Here is a 23,546-nt window from a genome sequence, read left to right as displayed (position 1 = left end):
CTTCCATCAGAAACAAGATGAGAATTGATGACACTGAACGCGTGGTTTGATGAACCTCTTCTTGGTGTCGACAAGGTTTCCGTGTTCACATCCGCTGAGTTCGAGAGGCTCATTTGCCCATCCTGCAAGCAATGGAAATCAATCGCGCCCGGTTGCCCGGGTGTGACCTGCTTCGCCCTGCCCGAATATCCAGCAGTCCACGCTTAGACAACCCAGTCTCACGAATCAGCACCGCAAGGGGCATTTCCTTCAGCACCGGCAGAATTTTCAACGTCCATTCGTCGCGGCTTTTGTCGACGTATTCGGTATAGATCTCCCCGTCGGAATGCACGAGGCCAGCATCCACGGACTCCAGCTGGTTCGATTCTTTGCCGATGAACCTAACAAGTTCAACGCAGATCTGCCGACGCTGAAGCAAGCCCACCGTCTGCTTGTTGCAGGGATCTCCAGTCGCGTCAGAGCATTTGGCCTCGGGATGGAATTCGTATTCGCACAACACATCTCCGTAAGTCTTGACGAGTGCTGTTCGTCTGGTGCCGCTGTGCCTGGTTGTCGTGATTCGGTAAGTATTGCCGGAGTACTGGTCTGTCCAGTCGTTCCTAACCCATTGGGCCGGGTCATTGCTATATGGCGATATGAGATGGAAGTGTTCTGGATCCGCGCCTTTCGGAAATCCTAGTGGCTTTACCTGGCAAGTCAGCAGGAAGTTGAAAGGCTTGATTTGGTCCGGATATGCTTTGTTCTCATTCAGGCTTCTCAAGGAATGGATAACAGCCGGACTGCTCACGGTGACTCGACCGGCGGCTGGGCGGTCTTCGAATCCCAAACTTTCTACGGGCAAGCCCATTGCTTTGTGGATCATTTGTAGCCAAGCCTGAGCGATCCACTGACGATCGTCACTATCAGGATCTGTGGGGTTAAGCAGATGGCCGAGACCATGCTCAGACCAACGATCGACAGGATTGTTCACACCCTTGCGAAGGAGCTCCGGAGCTCCCCGTTTACCTTTGAGAAAGAGCGCGTATCGTTTAGCCGAGATGGCCAAACAGTAGAGCTGTCTTTGCTTGCCCGATTTCGGATCGAAGTTGTCATCCTCGATCTTGAGGATCGATCCGAGGATGGCTGTCTGATCGTAAGGGTTGAGGGATGCAAATCGATCTCGAATTTCCTGGACTTGCTTCCAGGACAACGCTTTGATCGCAGCGGTTTTGCGGAGCATGGATGATCCGCCTGGACACGGAATCAGCCCGCCTCGTTCTGTGGCAACGATGGCCATCGAATCGGTGTCTTCCATCGCATAGGTCCCACCCTGATCAACAATGCACCTCTCCAGCAACGCGAGCATGAGCCGTGCGCCACCCGTGATCAGGGACGCTAGCGGAGGGAAATAGTATTTCCCAGGAACTTCGGGATGCGTCACGCTGCAGGTGAATGAATCAGAATCAATTCCATGACAGGTCACCGAGACCTTTTCATCGGATTCCTGCCGGTTCATCTCGGCATAGATCCCGTAGCTCGTGGCGTTTGCAATGACCTTCAGGGCCTTGTCGAGCTTGGCTCTTTCAGCTGGTGGCAAGTCCGAGCGTCGTACGAGTCGCTTACGCTGCTCGATAACGACCTTGAAGAAGTCTTCGCAGCTCGGAACGACGTCGATCTCACTACGCAAGGAGACGCTTTTCAAGCCAGTCACCTTGCCGACAGCTTTCAGTCGAAATGCGTCGACAATCTTTGGAACGTGGCCAGTTAGGAGAACCGAGGCGACGATGTCAGGGAGTGAATACCAGAGTGCAGTTGGGTTGGCAGGGTCGCTATAAAGGTGATTGACGCCGACTTGCCAGTCATTGCTGACTGCGCTGTACTTGCTGCGCGATGGAAGGACGTCGCCATCCGGAACGACTTGGACGAAGCCGATCAGCTGTGGCCACGTTCTGGGATCAAACAGACGATCGACCGAAATTTCCTTGAGCAGTTTTGTGATGGCCTTCTCGCAATGCTCAAGGACCTTGATTTCTTTGGCGGTGACGAAAGCCCATAGCCCCATGAGACTGTTCACGGTCGGATACATTGAAAGGAAATCGGTGTACACGACTGGAACCGGGATCTTTCGTAGATGAGCGCTCGCCCGACCTCCAAAGAAAGAAGACTGTGTATAGCCCAAATATGTTTTTGGGAAATCGGACTGACGTTCGAGGATCGGTTGAATTCCCATCTTGTGCAGGTATGCCTTACCAATCGAAGCCGGAGAGTAGGCCTTGGTTGGCTGAAGATTGATGGGATGCTTGTGATATTCAGCAAGCAGTTTCACGGCTAGCTCTTCAGTAGCCAGAGTGTCGCGGCGGTTGTAATCGATATATTCATCGTTGATCACACCGTGAGTGTGGATCGTCTGTTTTGGATGTTCCACGTCGAAAGCCTCGCATGCGCTTGTGAGCGAGTACCCTCTGTCGGTCAAAGAAAACGCCAATGTTCGGAGATCCAAGAAATGACCACGAAACTTGTAGCCCTTCTCAGGATCTCCCGATTCAGAGCCTTCCGGAATCAGATCGACCTCGTCACAGCTACTCCGCCCGGTAAAACCCTTCAACGCTCGTTTGCTGTCGACGTGCTTTATTGCGATCCGTGGCCGATACTGATGTTTCACCTCGTTGCCATTTGGATCTGTGTATGACCACAGCTCTAGAGAAAATCCACCGGCAAACCGTCCGCGAGCGGCAGAGAACCCACAAGCGAGTCGGGAGAGATCGAATGGGACGTTGAAGCCGACGAGCAGACAACGCTGTTGGTACACAGCCGAATAGAATTTCTTGAGAAACTCCTTCAGTGTGACCAGCTTCAATATCTTGTTTGCGGCATTTGCCGGATGAATCCACGCATAGTTCTCTAGGATCTTGAGATCAGCTTCCAGGAGATCGGGCGCATAGAATATCCCTTCCTCAAGGCATACACCTTCAACAATGTATCGATAGCTTCCGAACGTGAGCCGCTGAGTTGGATCGACGCACGTCTCCGTGTCGAATACGAGCATCGCATTCGGTAGCCGCCATGCCTTTCGATTGATAATGCGGGAAATCCCGGACGCTGGCTCTGCGCTGGAGGCCTCTGGATAGACGCGAACGGCGATTGGGAGAGGCTTAGGATTCGACATTGTTTTCACTTTCCTTTCGAGAATCGGTTAAGGGGTGTGTTTATCCACCATTTAGGCCCGCGTTGTTCTTCCAGGTATTGACTGAGCAGTTCCAGCAACTCTGCAATCCACCGCAAGACGTGATCGATGAGATAGAGAACATAATCAGCGAAACCACGAATGCTCCCAGCTGCTGATATGAGCGGACAGCCGTGGGGATTCTCGATTGTTTTTCGGGGCCATAACCGTTGAGCCTCGCTGAGCGCTCGGTGATCGTTCACGTCAGTAGGCACTGTCACCGAGCTATTATTCTTTCCTGCTACATGATGGTCGTCCAAAGTGTTTTTCCTTTCCTTTCTTCGTTGGCATCGCATGCACACTCCGGTGTTCGCGATGAGAGTTTCTATTCGTGATTCGCCACACACGCAGCGAATGTGCTTTCCAGCGCTTCGCGTCTTTACGGCCTTGCGTCGAGTGACTGCAAACGGATCGAATTGTGCTTCGTGCTGATTCATGTGGTCCTCGCGTAGATGGATTCAAACGACAACACACCGGCAGATCCCAAGTGATTCAGAGCAGCTGGATCGACCAGCAGGGGAATCTCTACACCACTTGCATCTGTGATCTTTTGACCGTGAAACTCTCTCAGCCTTGAGGTGTCACCGGTCTGGAGATAGCGATGAACTGCGTTCCAGTACTCACCGAGGAGACTGGCTTGCTTTGATCCGCGTACTGCAATTGATTGCGGTCCGTTGACTGTTGGGATCGAGAGGATTCGGAGAAGATTGTCGTTTTTCGTGACGACGTACTTTCCACTCTTACCCTTGCGCAATGCTGACTTTCCATACTTGGTCACAGTGCGAGGACTGACACGTGCTTCACGCGCAGCTTGAGTGAGCGAAACCCTCCCATTACGCATCTTCGAAATGGCTTCGATGACGCGCTCCCAGGTATCTTTGAAGGTCTCTGGCTTAGCGAGATATTGCGCTTCGTTTCTGGGTGCAGTAGGTTTCTTTCCTGCACGGCGGCGGGTGGCAGGCTTCTTAGTCGCTTTACGTTTGACTGATCTATTAAGGCCCATTTGCAAAGCTTGGCCCGGTGCACTCGGTTGTACAAGGCGAGCGTTTTAGCTAAGTTTTGCCTAAACTGGTGGGGGAGTTTTCGCAAATGGATCCTGAACGGCTCGCGAGACTGAGAATCAGGTTTGATGAGGTGATCGGCTGCATTAGCCCGGCGGGGGGGATTAGCGTGGATGACGGCATGGCCATCCTCGAACCTTATATTCGGCACCAAGACCCGTTCTTGATTGCGATCTTGTCAGCTAACTTGCGAGCTATGGTTCCAACCGGACAGGAGTTCGTCTCACCAGAGTTTTCCATTGAGAATTTCGAAAAGATCAGCACGAAGGAGAAGATCTTTTCATTGTTCGCAGCCATGCCGGACGAGGCCGAACCGGCAATTCAAGGTTTCTTCGACCATCTTCTAAAAAAAGCCTTGCCTGATCAGCGGAAGGATCTAGAGACATTAGCCGCACATCGTCCGCACGATCCGGGAGGAAGGCCGACGAAGTGGCCAAGCGAAGAAGTGTGCAGGGAGATTTGTGACAAGGTTAGCGCTCTGCATCGGGCTGGCGTAGGCATGGCAATCGCCCAACAACGTGCGGCAGACGAGCACGGTCTAAACATTTGGATGGTTCATAAAATATGGGGGAAGCGGCCCAAATAGTTGATAAAATGTAACTTATACCGGGCTCGCCAACTGTTACTAGCAGTCGACAAGCCCTAACAACCAAGGGAGGTTGGACTCCAATGGCAGCTACTCAGACCGTAGCGCAAGCTTCGCCGTTCCGCAAATCTGGCAGCGGTGTCCCCCTGCGAATCAAGCCAACCGACCGCGCCATCCCCAGTGTGATGCGACCGCGTCGAGGAGTAATCGTGCTCTATGGCTACGGCTCGAGCGTTCGTGTTGAGCGTGGACATTTGATTGTCGAAGATGGAATTGGGTCGGATCGATTTAAGGGCCGCTTCTCCCGGGTCGGGCACGGGCTTGAGCGGCTGGTCGTAGTCGGCGCTAACGGTATCGTCTCCCTGGCAGCAGTACGCTGGCTTGCAGACCAAAACGCATCGTTCGTTATGCTCGAGCGCGATGGAACAGTTCTAGCTACGACCGGTCCGGTGCGACCATCCGATGTGCGATTGCGGCGCGCCCAGGCGCTGGCGCATCAATCGGGCGCGGCTTTTCGAATTAGCCGCGAGCTGATCGATAGAAAACTTGCGGGCCAAGAGCGAGTGGTACGGCAGTCACTCGCAGATTTCACGGTGTCCAAGCTCATTCACGAAATTCGCTCAGAACTAGCTGAGGTCGAGACCATCGACGCGATCCGCTCAGTGGAACCTCGGGCTGCCAGAGTCTATTGGAAAGCGTGGCAAGGTGTCCCGATCAACTTCCCTGAAAAGGATCTGCCACGCGTGCCTGAACACTGGCGTAGTTTTGACACGCGCGCATCCACTCTTTCGGGCTCACCTCGACTTGCCGCTAACCCTGTGAACTCGATCTTGAATTATCTCTATGCACTATTGGAAGCGGAGTGCCGACTTGCCTGTGCAACCTTGGGGCTGGACCCAGAGATGGGTGTACTCCACATGGACAAGCCCACGCGAGATAGTTTCGCTTGCGATCTGATGGAGGCAATACGTCCCGAAGTCGACGCGTATGTGCTCAACTGGATCACACGGCAGCCTCTGAAAAGAAGTTGGTTCTTTGAGGAGCGAAATGGGAACTGCCGCCTGATGGCGGACTTGGCCACCCAGCTCGCCGAAACAACTTCGACCTGGGCTCGCTTGGTTGCCCCTGTCGCGGAATGGGCCATGAAAGAGATTGCCTCAACGACCCGGACTAGGAAATCCATTTCGACGACTCGGCTGACGCAGAATCACAGGCGCGCTGTATCCGGTGGGGAGGTTCGGCCTGAGCCCAAAGCTAAAGTCCGTCAGCCCAATATGTGCAATGTATGCGGCAGTGAAATTGCCCGTCGCCAAAAGAGCTGCCTCGCCTGTTCGTTGATCCCGTCAACTGAACGAATTACAGCGGTCGCTGCGAAGGGTCTGATCGCGTCCCATACTCCCGAAGCCCAGGCGAAACGATCGAAGAAGCATCACGCTCTTCATACCGCCCGCCGCGCGTGGTCAGCCTCAGATCAGCCCGACTGGTTGACGCAAGAATTCTATTTGTCGAAGATGCAACCCAAACTTGCCGCTCAGTCGAGTAGGGGGATTGCCCGGGAACTCCATGTTTCGCGTAGCTATGCGATTCAGATCAGGCATGGTCGCGTCGTGCCGCATCCCCGGCATTGGCAAGCATTGGCAAAGCTTTTGATGCTACCCAAATAATTACAGACGTGTATGGGACTTGACGACCTCAAACGAAGCGCTGAGCAATATTGAACAGACCCAAGACAGGCAACGGCCTAGGCTTCACCGCATGAGAGACTACGTATCGATCATCACAGCGAATCGAGACGGCGACGATGGTCTCATAGTGACATTTTCGGATGGCACGATAACGGGATACGTGGCGGAAGAGTTGCTCAGGTTGAGACCATGTCGAGAGGCAATCCCTCTTATTGCCGACTTATCTGAAACTACGAAGTCAGCAACAGCGGCTCGCCCGAGCAGGAGGAGCGTCGCCTAATCCTGTATGTCCAGGTTAATCCGTAGCTTCGCGGCCATACCCATCGCGCTCGCCAGCACACGCAAGGATCGTGCAGTGCGGCCTTGTTGGCCGATAATCTTACCTAGATCCGCTCGAGCTACAGTAATGCGCAGCGATGCTCCACCTTCAGTCGGGCTGCACTCGACGATGGCATCTTTTGGGTTGTCGACCATGAGTTTCACGCTCGCTCTGACTGCGTCCGTGATGTCGGTTAGCCGATCCATAGTCGAAGTCTAACTCCCGTCGTCGTTGGCCTTGGTGATACTGATCACTCAAGAAGTTGGCATCATGGGACAACCTTTAGGTGGTAACTCATTGACTCACAAGCTATCTGACCCTGTAAAGCTCGCTCCAAAAGCAATCCCGAAGCGCCGTAATCCGCCTATACCAAATGCCTCCGGTCTGGAACTCATCTTTTCGTTCAATAGCTCCCTGATCCGCCATCGAGAAGCGCCGCTACTGGAATCAAGAGAGAAATTCCTTTCCCACATGATGGCGCAAGGAACCAGCGTTCGACGTTTGCGATCTATCGGGACCATGCTGCTTCACATCATTCGATTAATGGACCTAAAGGAAGCGCGACCCGTAGAACTTTCCGAAGTCAAAGAAGGTGCCGTCAAATGGGCTCACGATATTGAGTTCCGAACTAAGAACGGTCATGCGAAAACGGGAAGGCACTTCACATACATCGCGATAAAGTGGCTGCGCTTTAGTGCTATGTACGTCACGAAAATAATACGGGTTGAACCGGACGACTCTTACGCTGAGCAGTTTGTGCACTTCATTCAGACCGTGCGAGGCATGGGCACGCTAACCGTGCGTGCCCATCGTCTTCGCGTTCGAGCATTTCTGAAGTGGAACACCGAGTGTGGACGACCTCTTGCAGCCCTCACATTGATCGACGTTGACGGCTATATCTTGCTCAAATTGGAAAGCGGGCATAAGCCCGCTTATGTCAGGTCCATTTGTCATTCACTGGTGCTGTTCTTCCAGTTTGGGGAGATACGAAAATGGACTCAGCCCAGAATAGCGGAGGGAATAAGCCGTCCACGTATCCCTCGAGTTGATTCAGCTCCCAAGGGGCCGGAGTGGGCGGATGTTCGGAGACTCCTCGATCACGATTTCGGGTCGAATCCTGCAGCGCTACGAGCATCCGCGATTACAGCACTTGGATCCATCTACGCATTGCGCAGTAGTGAGGTCGTGAACTTGAAACTTGGTGACTTCGATTGGCGCAACGAGATCATTACGATTCGTCGTTCGAAAAATGCCCGCGTCCAGCAATTCCCAATCCAACTGGAGGTTGGCAACAAAGTCATCCGTTATCTCAAAGAGGCTAGGCCAAAATGCAAACATAGAAATCTTTTCGTTTCTCTGAACCCACCTTACCGCGAAGTTGACTCGACTACTTTATGGGTGATCGTGGCGAACAGATTAAAGCTTCTCGGAATCTCTTCGAAAAACTACGGTGTGCATGCTCTTCGCCATGCATGCGCGACGCATCTGCTGCACCAGGGAACATCGCTAAAAGATATCGCTGACTTCTTAGGTCACAGCAATCTAAGATCCGTCAGCATCTATGCCAAGCACGACATGGAAGCTCTCAGGAGAATTGCTGCAATCGACCTGAAAGGAATTCTATGACGCTGTCTTTAGCGATAGATCAGTATTTGGTGTGGAAACGAGCTAACGGGTACAAATGCTGGAAGGTTGAAGGCGTTCTTCGTCAGATGGTGAAGCATCTTGGAAACATCGAAGTTGCCGATATGACACCCGACCAGATGCTTAGCTGCCTCAATCGAATATCAATTGCAAACTCGACTTGGGTGGGGAAATATTGGATGTACCGTCGATTCTTCGAGCATTGGCTTGCGCGCGGTGTAATTCGCACCTTTGAAATGCCACCGCCGAGAGTCAATCCCCGCAGGACCTTCGTGCCCCATGTTTTTACAACCCCGGAGATCCGGTCACTATTAGATGCTACAAAACGCAATCGGCGGTGGGATTATGTTGTGGATCAGCCAACGCTACGCACAATCGTTGTACTTCTGTATGCGACGGGATTGCCCGTTGGTGAAATCCCTACCATCCTCGAGTCGGATCTAGACCTGGACGGCGGATTCCTTCACATTCGTAGCGAACAACCTCACCGAAATCGGCGAATTCCAATTGGGTCCGACCTGTGTGGGGTTCTTCGAGAGTACAAGGCCATTAGGGCCGAGCCAAATGCCGGAGGCCCCTACTTATTTCTGACCAGGCGAGGTAAGCCACCAACCAGCGCACGCATTTCAATATCGTTTCGTGCACTTCGCCTCGCTTCCGGCGTTCGTCGTCGAGTTGGGAGTCGCCATCAGCCTTGCATTTCAGACCTTCGTTTCACATTCGCGGTGCACAGAATTTCAGCCGGTATCGAAAACGGTGATGATCTAAACCGCTTGCTTCCCGCCCTCGCTGCTTATATGGGGCAGGTGGGCTTGGGGTCGACGGCCCGTTATCTGGCACTGGCTCCGGAGCGTTTCAGGAAGGATCTCGATAAGCTCAGCCCACGAGGAGAATCGGGCCATTGGAAGGACGACCCCGAACTGGTCAGGTTTCTAGAAAACCTCTGATACAGGTCTGCTGGATCGCAATATGTGCTCGTGTGCTCATCCACAATGCCTATATAGGAATACTATTGAGGCCTCGTTGCAGGGAGCCACGATGAGAGTTGAGTTTGTGCATCAGATGCCAAGCGTGAAGGCAGCTTATCGAGTTGCACTCGAATTAGATGATGAAGCTCCCCGGTTGATCTTCGGATCCGGGATCATCCTGCTTATCCGACAGGACGGAACGCCGGACTGGTACTTTTATGTGGACTTGGAAGATCCAAGGGCAGAAGATAAAGGCCGAATCCTAGGCGTTATGGACAGGGCAGGTACGCGAACTGACCAGCGACTCGATGATCTCTTATTGAATCCACATCTCGGAGCCTGCTTCTCAGGAGATGCAAAGCGAGTGGCGGATGGTTTGGGAGAGCTCGTGAAAGGCTGAGTATAAGACTTACGAGTGAAGGTTTATGTCCTTCCCATGCGAACGACAAGGACGCTATAGTAGGCATCTCGAATATTTTGAGGGTTCGACCATGTCGCTGAAATCGATAGTCTTGGCCACCGCAATTTTCCTCTCAACTCTATATCCCGCCTATGCAAACCCAACTCCTACTCCTCATTTTCGTACGGAGCAAGAGGCCCAGCAGCACTGTCCACGAGATGTGGTTGTCTGGGTGAACACCAAAACGGGCGTTTATCACCTAAAAGGAGAGCGCTGGTATGGAGCCACCAAAGACGGTGCGTATGTATGCCGCAATGAAGCGGATGCCGAGGGCGATCGAATGACCAGAAATGGCCAGTAATATCCAGGTCCCTACGGCGAAGTTATCGCTAGTGGCATTTCGCAACCGACTCGCCGGAGATTATTGAGTGCGCTTCTATAAGTTTCGTGCAGTCGGCAAAGATCTAGTCGGGGATCATTCACTCGATGCTTTGCTAAAGTCCTACGCTGTCTTTTCAAGCAGAACAAATTTCAACGATCTCTTCGACAGCAAAATTCATACTCCACGCCCCACCCCTGGGCAGATCGAAGACTTGCTTAAACGTTCTGGCGTCAAAGGTTCTACAGACTCAATGAAGAGTTGGGTGTCTTCAGGCCAATTCACCCCTCTTGGATTATCCGCGCTTGAGAGCTTCGAGGGAGCGTTCAATGAAACGATCGATAGTTATCCCATATATTGCGTGAGCACATCCAACAACTACGATCCACTGTGGGCCCATTATGCAGCGTCTCATACCGGGTTCTGCATAGAATTTGAATTCCCAGGCGCTCAACCAACCCAAGTCCAGTATCGCGACCAATTGGAAACGATTCCGTTGCTCGACTTCCTCTCAGCCTTTTATCAGTTTGGATCGACAGATCGCGGACTCGGCAATCGCATTCTTGATGCGTTGCATGTGAAACTCAACCGTTGGTCAAGTGAAAATGAATATAGATTGATCGCAGGCAACGAGATTGGGAAGCTGCCTAAAGGTTCCAAATTTATGAAAGTTCCATATGACCCCACATGGGTCAAGGCAGTCATCTTTGGCTGTCGCACGTCCGATGATGTCAAGGCTTATATAAAGAATAACCTTCCCTTCTCGACAGAGTTCAAACAGGCCATTGCAGTGAAAGATCGCATCGAATTGGTTTCCGAAGCCTGAGGCTTACGAGGTCGAGTTCGAGCCTTCCGGAGCTGTTGTACTCTCGCACGAGGCCTCCCATAGGTATTCACCGAATGTATCGGGAATGACTCCATCCCATACGCCAGAATCCTCCTTGTTCTTGAGATTTCCATCCCTGTCGTAGGTATAACTTGATGCTTGCTTGATCCGCCGCGCATCGCAGCCGATCGAGAAATTTATGACGGAAGTCGCACCAGATTTCTCAACTTTCTTCACCCAAAGATTAGCTGTTTTATCTGCGATGCTTGACGTCTTCACGTCCAAAAGATAGTTATCGAATCCCAAACTTCTCCACCGCTCCAATGAACTCGCCATGTTCGGTACACCTTCATAGATTCGCCTGAAATCCCTGAGTGCCAACGGGTAGTTCTTGCTTTGCAAATAGGAGTCGCCGCGCTTCTCATAGAGATTGCTTAAGATGAATGACACCTCCCATGACGACTTCTCTCCCGATATCAGCTTATCGAAATCTTCTTCCTTTTCAGTTGGCGCGAAGCCCTCATACAGTACGTGCAAAAAGGCCTTGTCAGATAGATAGTGGACCTCCGGATAGAGAGAACGTGTCTGAGCGAGAGTCATCAGGATTAATTGTCTTCCTAATGTGAGGCTGATGGCATTGGTGTAGTCATCGATCGCCTTCGAGATGTCCTTTACTGCGAGGTAAGCGTCGCCTCTATTTTCGTAAAGATCATTGAGATATACATCCCCAGTCTTCAATTTCAATTGAATCGCATCCCCGAAATCGCTGATAGCGGAGTAATAGTTATGATTGTCTTCGTATGCAATCCCTCTGTCAGCCAAGGCAGAAGAGTTTTCAGGCTCCCTCTTGAGGACAACCGTGAAGTCCCGAACTGCTTGAACTTGATCCTTAGCCTCAAGAAACGCCTCAGCTCTTCCCAGATAAGCCAGCGTTAGTCCGGGGTCTCTTCGAATAGCATCGGTAAAGGCTGGAACGGCTTTGAGATACTCGACTCGCCTTTCCTCAGGCGATCGCATACTCTTCTCAGAAAAAAGTGCCATCTTGGTCTGGATGTCCCCGAGAAGGTATTCAGGCACCGCTGACCGAGGGTTTATTGACGCGGATTTTCGATACTGTTCTATCGCCTTCGCGAAAATGGCTTGATCTGTCAGATTTACGAGTGACGAGTAGTAAACACCACGTATCAGAGCTACTCGCCAATCGTTCGGTGATGCGTTGGCCATCGTGTCGAAATCGGAAAGTCCCCAGGTACACAACGATGCGTCATTCTGTTCGATCTTTCCGGTCTTGCTTTGTAAAAGATCGTTCGTATTTTTAAGGTTGTGAGCAATTGCGTCGGCGAGGACGGCAATTGCTTCTTTAGGCCTGTTTAGGCGGAGATCGGCTTTCGCTAGAATAGCTACGGAATTGGTTCCAAAGTTTAGGGTGCCGGACGGCAACTTAAGAGCGCGATTCGCATCTTCGGAAGCCTTCTCGATATCTGGCTGAGCCGCTTCGCACCCATATTCAGAGGCTCTCAATGCATATCCCGAGCCGACCGTGGGGTACTTGGAGATGAACTCGGAAATCGTTTTGACGGATGCTGCTTCGTCCTTCGCGTCTAGTTTGGCAACCGCACTCAAGAGAGCTTGTTCGTTCGGCGTGAGTTTTGATGGGGGCTGAAATAGTTCGGGTCGGGTCAACTCAGCGGGCAGTCGCTTAGCGATGGCAGATTGAGAGCTAGCGCTGGAGGAAAGCAACGAAAATAGAATGGCACAGGTCGCGACTGATTCAAGCGGCGAACGCAAACACATGGAGAACCTCAGCGTGTTGAATACCAGAGTACAGTCTGCGACAAGTCTGGAGGAAGTTTGGTAAACGCAACTTTTTCGTTGAATCCATTTGCAAGATCAGTTTAGTGTTTTGATTCAATGGGGCAGTTTCCAAGCCCTCTGTCTCCTATCCCGACAAGCTCCATTGGGATACGCATGCACGCTGAACGTGTAGTCCGTAATCCAATCCACCAGCCCGCCATCCTTGCCATTGGTCGTCCCACTGTCATAGCTGAACGCGCCCTCCTCCGCGCTCAGCGTGTCGATCCGATCATGTATCCGGCTCCAATCCGCACCCACAATCAGCACATGCCGTCCTATGTGCCACTGCAGCGTATCTGCCAGCTCCAGCCGCGTCTCATCCGGATACGCACTTCTTCCCCCTGTCGCTCCCGGCGCCAGGCTCGACGGCGTTCCAAACGAAAACCCATTCGGCGCAATCGATACCTGCGGCGCATACCCATATGGTCCAATCGCCGGCTCCTGCGGCAATGGCGCATGCGGTGTCTGGTAGTCCAGGTCATGCGCAACCTGCCCTCGCACCTCGTTGTTCAGGTTCTTTGAAAAGCTGTGCAACCAGCGTCCACTCCCCACATCGACATGCACCACGCTATCGCCCAGGCTTCCCGTCCCGCGCGCCACCACTGCATCCGAAGCCTGTCCCAGCGCTGCACCCGACGGCGAATCAAACCGATTGCCCGCGTAGCTCGCCGTCAAATGGTCTCTCACAGTCGGCGACGCATCAAGCCTCACCGTCCCCATCACCCGATACGCATGCCGCTCCGTCGTTCCCGTCAGGCTCTCCAGGTACTCCAGCGCCGCATTCGTTGCTGCGCCATCGACGCCGCGATTCGCCAGCAGCGCCCTTTGATCATCCGACAAGTTGTAAAAATTCGCTGTTGCCGGAGTCGACACAATATGATCGTCACGCAGCACCGCCTCCACCGACGCAAACAGCGAAAGCGGCTCGCGGCCCTCCATCTCGCGTTGAAACCGCGATCGCCCCCGTCGAGACTTCGCGCCGCGACTCTTCCCCAGCGGTACTCCCACCGACCCACCAAACTGGAGCTGTGATCCCTCGGGCTTCACCACCTCACTCATCGCCACGCCATTGTTGTAGTCCGAAGCAATCGAGAACGGATTGGTCGCCGCCCACGCACTCTCGCGTGCCCGCACGAACGCGGCTCCATGCAGCACCGAACTCGCCTCGCGCGTAATCACCGCCATCCCGCCTACCATCCCATACTGCGCAGAGAAGTTTCGCGGCAACACCCGAAAGCTCTTCACCGATCCCTGGTTATAGCTCGCCCCCGAACTAGCGCCGCCGGTCGCTGATCCCCTCGGCCCCGCGCGAAAGCTCTGATCCCCCGACAGTCCATCCAGCGAAAACTCTCCCTGCGTCGACGACAGCCCCGCATAACTCAGCCCCGTAGCCGTCGCTCCATCCCGCGCGCTGACTCGGCTTGCCGGATCGCCCTCATCATCGCTTGCACTCTCAACCGTCTGTGTCGCCGAAGTCTCTTCACTCGACTCGGAGTCCAGCTCCAGCAGGTCCTCCCACTGCCGCGACTCCAGCGGCAACGAGTCCAGTTGCTTCGCCAGATCCAGCGCCGCCGGATCATACGATTCCCCACCGAGTCCAGTCAACGACAGCCCCGGCACACCCGCCTGCGCACTCAACCGAGGCGCACCCAGCGTCAGCGTCACCTCGTCAAGATCTCCACCCTCCAGATCGAGTCGCGCAACCGCAATCCCTCCGATCCCTCGCTCGCCCTCCATCCGCGACGTCGCCCTCAACTCATACTCCCCCGGCGGCAACCGCAGCAGCAGAAAGTCTCCCTCGCTATCTACGTTCACATCGCGTTCCACGCCCTGGTCCGGCGACGTCAGATGCACCCGCAAATCTCCCGCCAAGCATCGCTGCGGATACGACCCACATACCGCCGAGACGTGCCCGCGAATCGCACCATCCACCGGTCCCTGCGCCCACAGCCGCATACTCACCGCCGTCACTCCTGCGATCAGCAACCACCGTACGCAGTCACGCACACGCAGTGCGGCATGCGCGTGTGACACCGCGCAAACGCGACCACACACGCGACCACACACGCGACAAAGACGAGCAGGTTTTTGCTTGGATTGCGCAGCCGAAGCCGCGACGCAGCGAGCCAGAAAAACCACAGCCGAACTCCGCTCCGGGGAAGGCCGGAGCTCCTGAAACGCAGAGGGGAGTGACCGAACATGTGTAACCGCCTGGGCAGACAGGCGATCAAAAGATAAGAAAATCCAAAGAGTCTAGATCAACAAAATCCGTAGTCCGTAGACCAACGAAATCCGTAAAGTCTAAAACTATAAAATTCCGTGTACTTCGAGCCTAACGAACTACGACCAATATGGGAAGCGAGCTGGGATTCCCATTTCGGGAATTAAACCATCGTCATGCACTCATAGGCCTTGACCAACGCACCCGCCTTCGCAAAAAGAATGGGCGGCAGCCGAAGCTGCCGCCCACGTACGGTTTGTACGTTGAGTTAGAACGTCACGTGCAGCGCCATGGTGATTGCCCGGTTCCCGCCAATCGTCCCCGTGACCGACCCAAAGTTCGCGCCGTTGTTCGGGCACGTTCCGCTGAGGTCGGCGCCAAACGCGGTGCAGGATCCCTGACCCGGATTGAGGGTGGTAGGAATCGTGGTTGTCTTCCCTGAACCATTGAAAATCGGCTTCTGGTCCAGGTTGGTCAAAGCAGTCTGTTGATCCGCCGTCGCCGGACTGGTAGCAATTTGTCCGAACCCCAAAAAGCCCGCCGCGCAATTGTTGTCTTCGATCGCATTCGCCGTGGTCGAACAGGCAAAGCTCTGGCGAATCTGCGTCTGGTTCTGCGGGATGTCCAGGCTGGTGGTGTTGAACAAGTTGAAAATGTTGAACTCGTACTGAATCGTGATCCGGTCACTTACACGGAAGTTCTTGCGGATTGAGATATCCAGGCGCTTCTGCATGGCCTGCCGGAAGATGTTGCGCTGGTTCCCTGGCGAGAAATCCGTCTCGTAGATGTCCACCGGATCGCCTTCATTACCTTGTGCCGCGGTCGGAACGCCCTTGCTGCCTGGCGCGAGGTAGTTGATGGCAATATCATCCGGGTTGACCGTCGGAATGTAGTCGCCACCCGTACCGCGGAAGTCGCCCGGATTGCCGGTCAGGCCGGATGTCTTCGCTGCCTTTGGATTCGCGATCGGGAGGACGGGGTTCATCAGCGTTGGGAAATTGCCGAAATACGCGCTGCCCACTGCACCATAGAATTCATATAGTGAATACGGCTCGCCACTCTGCACAACCGCAAGACCCGTCAAACTCCAGTCGTTGACAAAATAAGACATGACGGAATGCTCCTTGGCGAAGTTTGGAAGCATCGCCTGGAAGTTCATCGTGAACGTGTGCGTGCGATCGAAGTCAGACGATGCGTACGACTGATGCAGATCATTCGGGTTGTTGCCCGTGAAGAACAGACCAATATCGCTCTGCTCGTCGAGCGCATGGCCCCACGTGTAGCTCACACCGCCTTGGAAGTGATGCGAGAGCCGCTTCTCCACATGAAACTGCAGTGAGTCATACGCTGAAGTTCCTACTGATTTGAACAACGCCGCGTTGGGACTGAATCCAACATACGGAGCGCGGAAGTCCACGTTGCCACCGTCTTCCGTGTCCCACGGCTCACTGCCAATCGGCGCATAGTTGTAACCAATAAATGAGTTTTGGTTGAGGACTTCAAAGCCATACGTGTCCGTCTCACCATGGATCGGGTTCGTTGCCGTCGCAAGGCCCGGCTCGTTGAACGGAATAGGAATGATCGAGTGGCGACCGCGGTTGCCGCTATAGCCAATCGTGATGGCCAGATCGTTGGTCGGCTGCCACTGGATGTTCAACGCAAAATTGACGGTGTACGGCAGCACGTTGTTCTTGTCGTACGCGCCAAAGTTCAGCGCGACCGAGCACGTATAGTAGGTGGAATTCTGTTGATTGTTGCCGCCGCAATTGGGGCCCGCGCCGGGCGTCGTGCCCGTCATCCCATTCAACGTATCCTGCAGCGCTATGTTGATAACGCCAGGGTCTGAAGTCGGGGGTGGGGCAGCCGCATATGCGCTGCCGATCGGATCCGCCAGAGTCGTTCCCGCGCCAATAATGTAGCTGGCTAACGGTGACGACTCGGTCACACCAAACGGCCCACCGTTGCCGCTACCCGCGGGCTGAGACAGATAAGTGAATAGCTCGCCGCGATCGTAATACATGCCCGCGCCGCCGTTGATGACTACCTTGTTGCTCAGCGCCTTTGGCGTATAGGCAAAGCCCAGCCGCGGCGAGATGCCCCACTGCCGACCCGTCAACGTTGAATTAGACGTCCCCGGCGTCGGGTGGTACTTGTTATTGCCTGCAATCACAAAGCCGGCATTCTCTACAGTGAAGCCAGTCGTCGAAGTTCCCGTTACGTCATAAGCGCTCGGATCGAAGTTGAACATGTTGCCGTACTTCTCCGTGAGCCCGCCATGATAGTCGTAACGAACGCCCGCCGTAATGCTCAGGTTCGGCAATGCCTGCCACTTGTCCTGCACATACCCTGCGATCTCATTGGAACGATAGTAGCGGTTCGCATTGTTTCGCGGTGTGCTGCACTGTGGGGCCACGCAGTCTGATTCGAGAATCGCAGAGCTCTTTGACTGATCCTCCAGGAAGGTCTCGAAGTTCTTTGTCTTGATCTGCGCAATGCCCGTCCGGTTATTCTTGATGTTCAGCTGCGTGTAGCTATACCCGCCGCCAGCGACGATCGTATGCTTGCCCAGCGCGAAAATCACGTTGGTCGAGGGGTTGATCCGGTTTTGGAAAAAGCCGGTGTTCACAAACGCGCTATCCGGCCCCGTCGCCAGCGAGGGCGAATCCGGATTATCATACGCAAACTCCACTAGATCCAGTCCAGCCAGGCCAGGAGCATACTCTCCGGGCGAGCCTTCCGAAGCAACGCCATAGTTCGCGCCGAGCGCTGGGTCCGGTGGAAGAGTCTGCCGGAAGAAGCTGTACGATCCCATACGATCGAAGCCCAGCCGCTGCTCCCAATTGATCTTCGACCCGATCGTGATCGTGTTGTCGAGAGCGAACACCTGCGCGCCATTGCTCTGCGTCACAGGAAAACCGCCCGTCTGCGAAAACCCGTACGGCTTATTTACCGGATCGTTCTGGTAGTAATACTTTGCCGATAGTCGGTCGGTCTTCGTCACGTCGTAATCCACGGCGACGTTCGCCTGGTCGGCAACCAGCGTCGAGGTGCCAAGCAGCGTCACGTTCGGCACGCCATACTGGATCGCCTGCCCCGGAGCCTGGTTCGACGGAATCAGGTATTGCCCATTAGGCAGCTTGGCATTCATCAGTGCAGTGGCGATTGGCCCAATCGGGCTGGTGAAACTACCTGAGCCCTTCCATGAATTTGCTGCAGCTTCAAGACCCGCAGTCGATCGGTCGTCCGTCAGATCCTCCGGCACCGTCATCTGTGAGAGCCCAGTTGACTGATCGCTGTTATACCGGTGCTGATACGCCACGAAGAAGAACAGCTTGTCCTTGACAATAGGGCCACCGAGCGTGAAGCCCGTAGACCAACGATGCAACGCCGGGTTTGCCAAACTCGCCGGAAACGCGCCTACGCCAATGGTTGCAAGCTGCGCCTGCTGGTTGAAGAAGAACGGTGAGGCATTCAGCGAGTTGTTGGCAAACGACCCATACACCTGGCCATGAAAATTATTCGTTCCGCTGTTCGTGTTCGCATCGATCTGCGCGCCGCTCGTCGCGCCCTGCTGCGCGTCATACATCGACGTATTCACGCGCAACTCCTGCAAAAACTCCGGAGGAGGAGAAGGCAAGCTGTTTCCGTTCGAGCCATACACCGACGTGCCCACGCCCGCCGCGCCACCCACAGCAGAACTCTGTCCAATATTGAACGCATACCGCTGCGAGTTCGATCCGCTCGAGCTCTTGCCGTTGAAGAGATTGGTTGCGTCCACACCATTCACCTGGAACGTGTTCGACGTATCCCGCTGCCCATTCGCCCAGATCGGTTGGTTACCCAACCCCGAGTTCGTATCCAGGTTGCTCAAAAGTTCCGCGCTCACGCCCGGGCTCAGCACTGCCAGCTGCGTAAAGCTACCCGTCGCCAATGGCGTCAAGGCAATCTGCGCTTTATCCAGCGTGTATCCGTTGGTATCGTCGGTCGCATTCAGCAGCGGTGTCGCCGTCACAGTTACTGAGGTAGAAACATTACCCACCTTGAGCGCCAGGTTCAACGTCTTCGCCCCGGCCTCCTGTACCTCGACGCCCGCCAGCTCCGTCGTCTCGAAACCTTCATGCGTAGCCTTCACCGAATAGGTGCCCACCGGCAAGTTGAATATCTGGAAAAATCCGTTCGACTGCGCCTTGGTCGTGCGCGTCACGCCGATCGCCGCGTCCGTCGCGGTCACCGTGGATCCCGGAACCGCCGCGCCCGAGCTGTCGAGCACTGTTCCGTTCAGCGAACCTAAGGTCTGCTGCGCCTTCGCCGCTAAACCCGGGGCCAGAAAACAGCAAAACAACAGCAAAGAAAGAAGTTTGCGCATAGGTCTGACTCTCCTGGAGGTGATTAAAGCTGGCCTCGATACATGCCGTATCGGTAGCGTTTAATAGGTGCCGACTCTCGTCTGAAAGCAGAAATGTCAATGCGTCGAAATGCGCATCATCCCGCTAAGGTAGGTACAAGGTCTTTGAATACTATGACTGTACATCATGTCAGTCCTGTAAATGGCAACTTATTTGCGCGCTTTTTATCGAAGTGCCGGCCTCGAACTAACATTTCTGCACAAAAAACAGGGCGATAGCCGAAGCCATCGCCCTGCATTGCTTACGCTCTAGTTACTTTAGAAGGTGAAACGGGTGGCAATCTCTATCTGACGAGGAGTGTAGAGAAAACCACTGTTGTTACTGCTCGTTGGTACCTGGAAGGTAGGTGCCTGGAAGGTAGCCGTGCCCGTCGTAGCTCCCGTACTTGCCAGCTTGTACGCGGTCGTACCCACTCCATCGATGTTCTGATGGTTGGCCACGTTGAACATGTTCGCCATGAACTGCAGGTTGTATTTACCCGCGAAGGTAAACTCCTTCTGCACACGGAGATCGTCCACGATCTTGCGAGGCGTCTTGTACGTATTGATGCCAAGACCCGGAATGATTGACAATCCACCCGAACCATTCCAATCGGAAACAATGCCATTGCCCGCAAAGCTGCTTACATTGGCGCTATAAGGCAACCCACTCTGCATCTGGAACGACGTATCCACGCTCCATCCATTGCTCAGATAGGTATACCAACTGTGCCCGCTGAGTTGTGGAAGTTTGTAGAGAACATATCCGACAAACCGGTTAGGTACGTTATAGCCGGAGTTGCCGTAATTGACACGCGGGTTGGAATACGGGTCATACCAGTTATTCCCCGTAACGGTTGTCGTAGCATTCTGGTTGAAGTCCAGCGCGTGAGACCACGTGTAGTTGAAGTCAAACTGCAGGTTGCGGATCGAGCGGTTCTGAATTTCAAACACTGCGGCGTTGTAGCTGGAATTGATGTTGCTGGTTACCTGTGTGATCGACTGGTATGCAGTGGCAGTTGGTCCAAACAGAGCCTGGTTACCGTATTTGGTGTAAGTCGGCACAACAAATGTTGTATTAAGTTTTACAGCAGGCCCCAGCGAAGGAAGGCTGGCGCTATATGGCTGAAGCGTGATCGTTGTGGGTGTGACTGTCGTCGGATCGAGATTCACATCAAGGAAGTTAGGCAGTTCCCGGCCCATCGCTCCGAGATAGCTGACAGAGAACACCGTGCCTCTTCCCATCTGCTGCTGAACGATCAGATCGAACTCATGCACCATCGGATTCTGAAGATTCTTGGCAAGATAGTACGAACTCGGCTTCGGTGCCGCACCTGCTTGAACAATGTTCGGAAGCAACGGACCAGAACCCGACAGCGTGTTGCTGCCAGTACAAGCCACGGTGGTTCCATTGCAATAGTAAGTATTCTTATACGTCGTCGTGTACTGCCCATTCGGGCTACCCGTGTTCAGCAGCACATTCAGCAGAACGCCATTGGTGACACGGCCATAGAACATGCCATATCCCCCACGGACAACCGTCTTCCCATCTCCGAAAGCGTCGTAAGAGAAGCCGACGCGCGGCCCAATATTGTTCTTGTCACTCGGGTGATTGCCCAATTGCGCATACGGCGTGAAGCCGGTTGTTGGAGTAATAAGGTTGGGTACTGGCGACGGCAAGAACTCGTAGTCATAACGCACGCCAAGTTCTAGAGTGAGCCGTGGAGACACCTTCCAGTTGTCCTGCACGAACCCGCTGTAGTCCAGCGTACTGATCGCAAACACTGGATTTCCGAAACCTTGATAAAAATTCGCGTAGCAGGGTAGCTTACCGACAGCCTGCGCCGCAGTCGTGGTGGAGCTGGAGGTTTGGGATGTAGAGGAACCGCAGGTGGAGTTCGACGTGCCAGCGGTCTTATTCAACAGATCATTGAAGTACGTACCGAGATAGGTGTAGCTGTAATCCCCATTGCTCTCATACGTATTGTTGATCAGGTCGTAGTTGTGAACCACATCGCCACCGAAGGTGAAGGTGTGATTACCGCGGTTGTAGTGCAGCACATCCGCGACCTGCCACTTGCGTTCATCCGGCAGCGCCTTGCGGTAGGAATAATAAGGAGAACCGATGTTCGCAAACACGCTCGTATCGATCGATACCTCTGGAACATTACCCGCCGAGTTTCCGCTTCCGACCAGATTCGCCAACGTGTAAGCACTGTAAGGCTGCTGACTTTCGTTATTCAGCTCGCGCCCATACTGATACAGCAACTCATTGCTGATGTTCGTTGAGACCAAGCTGGTCAGTTTGGCCACACCGTAATCTAGTTTCACGTAGTCATTGCCCCACGTGTCGACACCATAGTTGTCCGTGGCCGCAGTCTGCACACCACCGGGAGAGTCCCAACGCAGACGGTGATAAAGGAAGCTGACATGTTCCTTGCTATTGACCTGCCAATCAAGCTTCGGCGTATTAATCTCTTGATCGCCAACACGAGGAACGGTTCCGAGGTCGCTATTCAGACCGCTAATGCCGTTGTCCCAATCCGTTGCCGCCTGTGCATAGCTGATCCCCTGACGGGCTGCCAGCAAGCAGACTTGTTGATCAATTGAATTGGTATCGCCTGACAAGTAGCCGGTCGTCTGGCTACAGCTTGCAGCCGGCGCGAGCGTCGCATTCGGCAGCGAATAGAACGTACTCGGCGAGCTCGGCACTGCAACACCAGGGAAGGTACGGTGATGCTGATCGAAGGTGTACACCCAGAACAGTTTGTTCTTGATGATGGCGCCGTCAACGGTGAAACCGTAAATCTTGCGCAAGTCTTCAGGCTTCAACGGATTCGCGACGTACTTCCCTGTCGTCGGATCCAAGGTCGTGATTGTGCTGAAAGAATTGTAAGCATTCCATTTGCTCTCGCGGTCGTAGAAGTACGCCTCGCCATGCAACTGGTTGGAACCGCTTGTGGTCACCGAGTTGATCACCGCGCCCGCCGCCCGGCCATACTCTGCGCCATACACGCCCGTGTTCACCGCGAACTCACGCACCGCGCTCGCCGAGGTCGAATACGCCTCACGCGTACGTCCACGCTCTTCCGAGTAATAAGCCTGGTTGTCATCCGCGCCGTCGATCAGCACGTTATTCAGAATCGGGCTGATGCCGCGAACGCTGACAAGTCCAAATCCATTCGAGTCCGACACCACACCCGGCGTCGTCATCGCAAGACTCGACCACCGGCGGTTGTTGATTGGAATATTGTCCAGGGCCTGCTTGTTCAGATTGGACGAAAAGTCCGGCGACTCAAGATTCACCAACGGAGTCTCCGCCGAAACCTCTACCGTCTGATTCGTGGCGCCCGCCTTCAAATGCGGTTCCAGAGATGTAACCTGGCCGACCTGCACAATCACCGAGCTCGACCTGAAATCGCCAAACCCCGCGGCCGAAACTGTCACCGTATAGGTGCCCGGCTCCAATAGTGGAGCCTTGAAGTAGCCGCTGCTATCTGCTGTCAGATGCTGCTCTGCATTGGTCCCGTCATTATGAACGGTAATGGCCGCGCCGGGGATCACCGCGCTTGTGACGTCTTCCACCGTTCCTGCAATGCCGCCCTGGGTCGTCGATTGGCCATTCGCCATCATGCCCGCAAAGCCAAATACCGCGGCTGCGCACCAAGCTGAAAGCTTGTGCGAAACACGTATCCTTAACAACATTCGGTTCCTCCTGAAATTGTGCTGCGACGTAGTCCTGAGATTCACTCTGCGACCCGACATTCCGTCTGGTGCCGCGACGATCTCCCAGGAGCGTTCCCCAATGGGGTTTTCGATTAAAAAGCCTTGCTTGCTTCCCCGCAAACAAGACAGCTGGCGGCGCTGCTCACCAGCGTGATGGATGAATGTCTTAACCTTACGCGACGGGCTTTGGAAATCCTGTGAACGAACTGTAATTTTTCACTCTCCCCGTCCCATCCCGCTCAACTCCGGCCGGATACCGCCCAACCACCCTCCTTTCTGTAAACTTTGAGT

Annotated in this window: 14 protein-coding genes; 7 read left to right on the top strand and 7 right to left on the bottom strand. The window is 54.1% G+C overall.

Features of this window, described 5'->3' with window-relative positions:
• Positions 1-109: 109 nt before the first annotated feature.
• The gene (locus GSQ80_RS20200) at positions 110-3,145 is read right to left on the bottom strand and encodes a hypothetical protein (RefSeq protein WP_158789477.1); all 3,036 of its coding nucleotides are present in this window, start codon (positions 3,143-3,145) and stop codon (positions 110-112) included.
• Positions 3,146-3,635: 490 nt separating this feature from the next.
• Positions 3,636-4,205, bottom strand: coding sequence for a hypothetical protein (locus GSQ80_RS20195; RefSeq protein WP_158789476.1), 570 nt, complete (start codon positions 4,203-4,205; stop codon positions 3,636-3,638).
• A gap of 86 nt (positions 4,206-4,291) precedes the next feature.
• Here GSQ80_RS20195 and GSQ80_RS20190 point away from each other — a divergent pair, with 86 nt between their 5' ends.
• Both GSQ80_RS20190 and cas1 read left to right on the top strand, forming a co-directional pair.
• A complete protein-coding gene (locus GSQ80_RS20190; protein ID WP_158789475.1) occupies positions 4,292-4,849 on the top strand; it encodes a hypothetical protein in 558 nt (185 codons plus the stop codon).
• A gap of 83 nt (positions 4,850-4,932) precedes the next feature.
• Entirely contained in the window at positions 4,933-6,513 is a 1,581-nt protein-coding gene (gene cas1, locus GSQ80_RS20185) for a CRISPR-associated endonuclease Cas1 (RefSeq protein WP_158789474.1), read from the top strand.
• Between the two features lie 297 nt (positions 6,514-6,810).
• On the opposite strand, the gene GSQ80_RS20180 is transcribed toward cas1, so the two are convergent.
• Positions 6,811-7,059 carry a KH domain-containing protein gene (locus tag GSQ80_RS20180; RefSeq protein ID WP_158789473.1) on the bottom strand — a complete coding sequence of 83 codons (249 nt, stop codon included), beginning with the start codon at positions 7,057-7,059 and terminating at the stop codon, positions 6,811-6,813.
• 64 nt (positions 7,060-7,123) lie between these two features.
• On the opposite strand from GSQ80_RS20180, the gene GSQ80_RS20175 reads away from it, so the two are divergent.
• From GSQ80_RS20175 to GSQ80_RS20155, 5 genes are all read left to right on the top strand, one after another.
• Positions 7,124-8,479: a tyrosine-type recombinase/integrase gene (locus GSQ80_RS20175; RefSeq protein WP_158789472.1), complete on the top strand. Its 1,356-nt coding sequence runs from the start codon at positions 7,124-7,126 to the stop codon at positions 8,477-8,479.
• The gene (locus tag GSQ80_RS20170; protein ID WP_158789471.1) at positions 8,476-9,444 is read left to right on the top strand and encodes a tyrosine-type recombinase/integrase; all 969 of its coding nucleotides are present in this window, start codon (positions 8,476-8,478) and stop codon (positions 9,442-9,444) included. Before GSQ80_RS20175 ends, GSQ80_RS20170 begins: the two co-directional genes overlap by 4 nt.
• Positions 9,445-9,535: 91 nt before the next feature.
• Positions 9,536-9,865, top strand: coding sequence for a hypothetical protein (locus GSQ80_RS20165; protein WP_158789470.1), 330 nt, complete (start codon positions 9,536-9,538; stop codon positions 9,863-9,865).
• Positions 9,866-9,956: 91 nt separating this feature from the next.
• On the top strand, positions 9,957-10,226 hold the full coding sequence (locus GSQ80_RS20160) for a hypothetical protein (RefSeq protein ID WP_158789469.1): 270 nt from the start codon (positions 9,957-9,959) through the stop codon (positions 10,224-10,226).
• 67 nt (positions 10,227-10,293) lie between these two features.
• Entirely contained in the window at positions 10,294-11,070 is a 777-nt protein-coding gene (locus tag GSQ80_RS20155) for a DUF2971 domain-containing protein (protein ID WP_158789468.1), read from the top strand.
• Positions 11,071-11,073: 3 nt separating this feature from the next.
• On the opposite strand, the gene GSQ80_RS20150 is transcribed toward GSQ80_RS20155, so the two are convergent.
• From GSQ80_RS20150 to GSQ80_RS20135, 4 genes are all read right to left on the bottom strand, one after another.
• Positions 11,074-12,864 carry a tetratricopeptide repeat protein gene (locus tag GSQ80_RS20150; protein WP_158789467.1) on the bottom strand — a complete coding sequence of 597 codons (1,791 nt, stop codon included), beginning with the start codon at positions 12,862-12,864 and terminating at the stop codon, positions 11,074-11,076.
• Positions 12,865-12,978: 114 nt separating this feature from the next.
• On the bottom strand, positions 12,979-14,910 hold the full coding sequence (locus GSQ80_RS20145) for a carboxypeptidase-like regulatory domain-containing protein (RefSeq protein WP_216850492.1): 1,932 nt from the start codon (positions 14,908-14,910) through the stop codon (positions 12,979-12,981).
• 503 nt (positions 14,911-15,413) lie between these two features.
• Entirely contained in the window at positions 15,414-19,511 is a 4,098-nt protein-coding gene (locus GSQ80_RS20140; RefSeq protein ID WP_158789465.1) for a carboxypeptidase-like regulatory domain-containing protein, read from the bottom strand.
• Between the two features lie 297 nt (positions 19,512-19,808).
• The gene (locus GSQ80_RS20135; RefSeq protein WP_254059812.1) at positions 19,809-23,234 is read right to left on the bottom strand and encodes a TonB-dependent receptor; all 3,426 of its coding nucleotides are present in this window, start codon (positions 23,232-23,234) and stop codon (positions 19,809-19,811) included.
• Positions 23,235-23,546: the final 312 nt, after the last annotated feature.

Origin of the sequence: Granulicella sp. L46, from assembly GCF_009765785.1 — a bacterium.
Classification (GTDB): domain Bacteria; phylum Acidobacteriota; class Terriglobia; order Terriglobales; family Acidobacteriaceae; genus Granulicella.
This window is presented reverse-complemented; position numbering and strand designations above follow the sequence as displayed.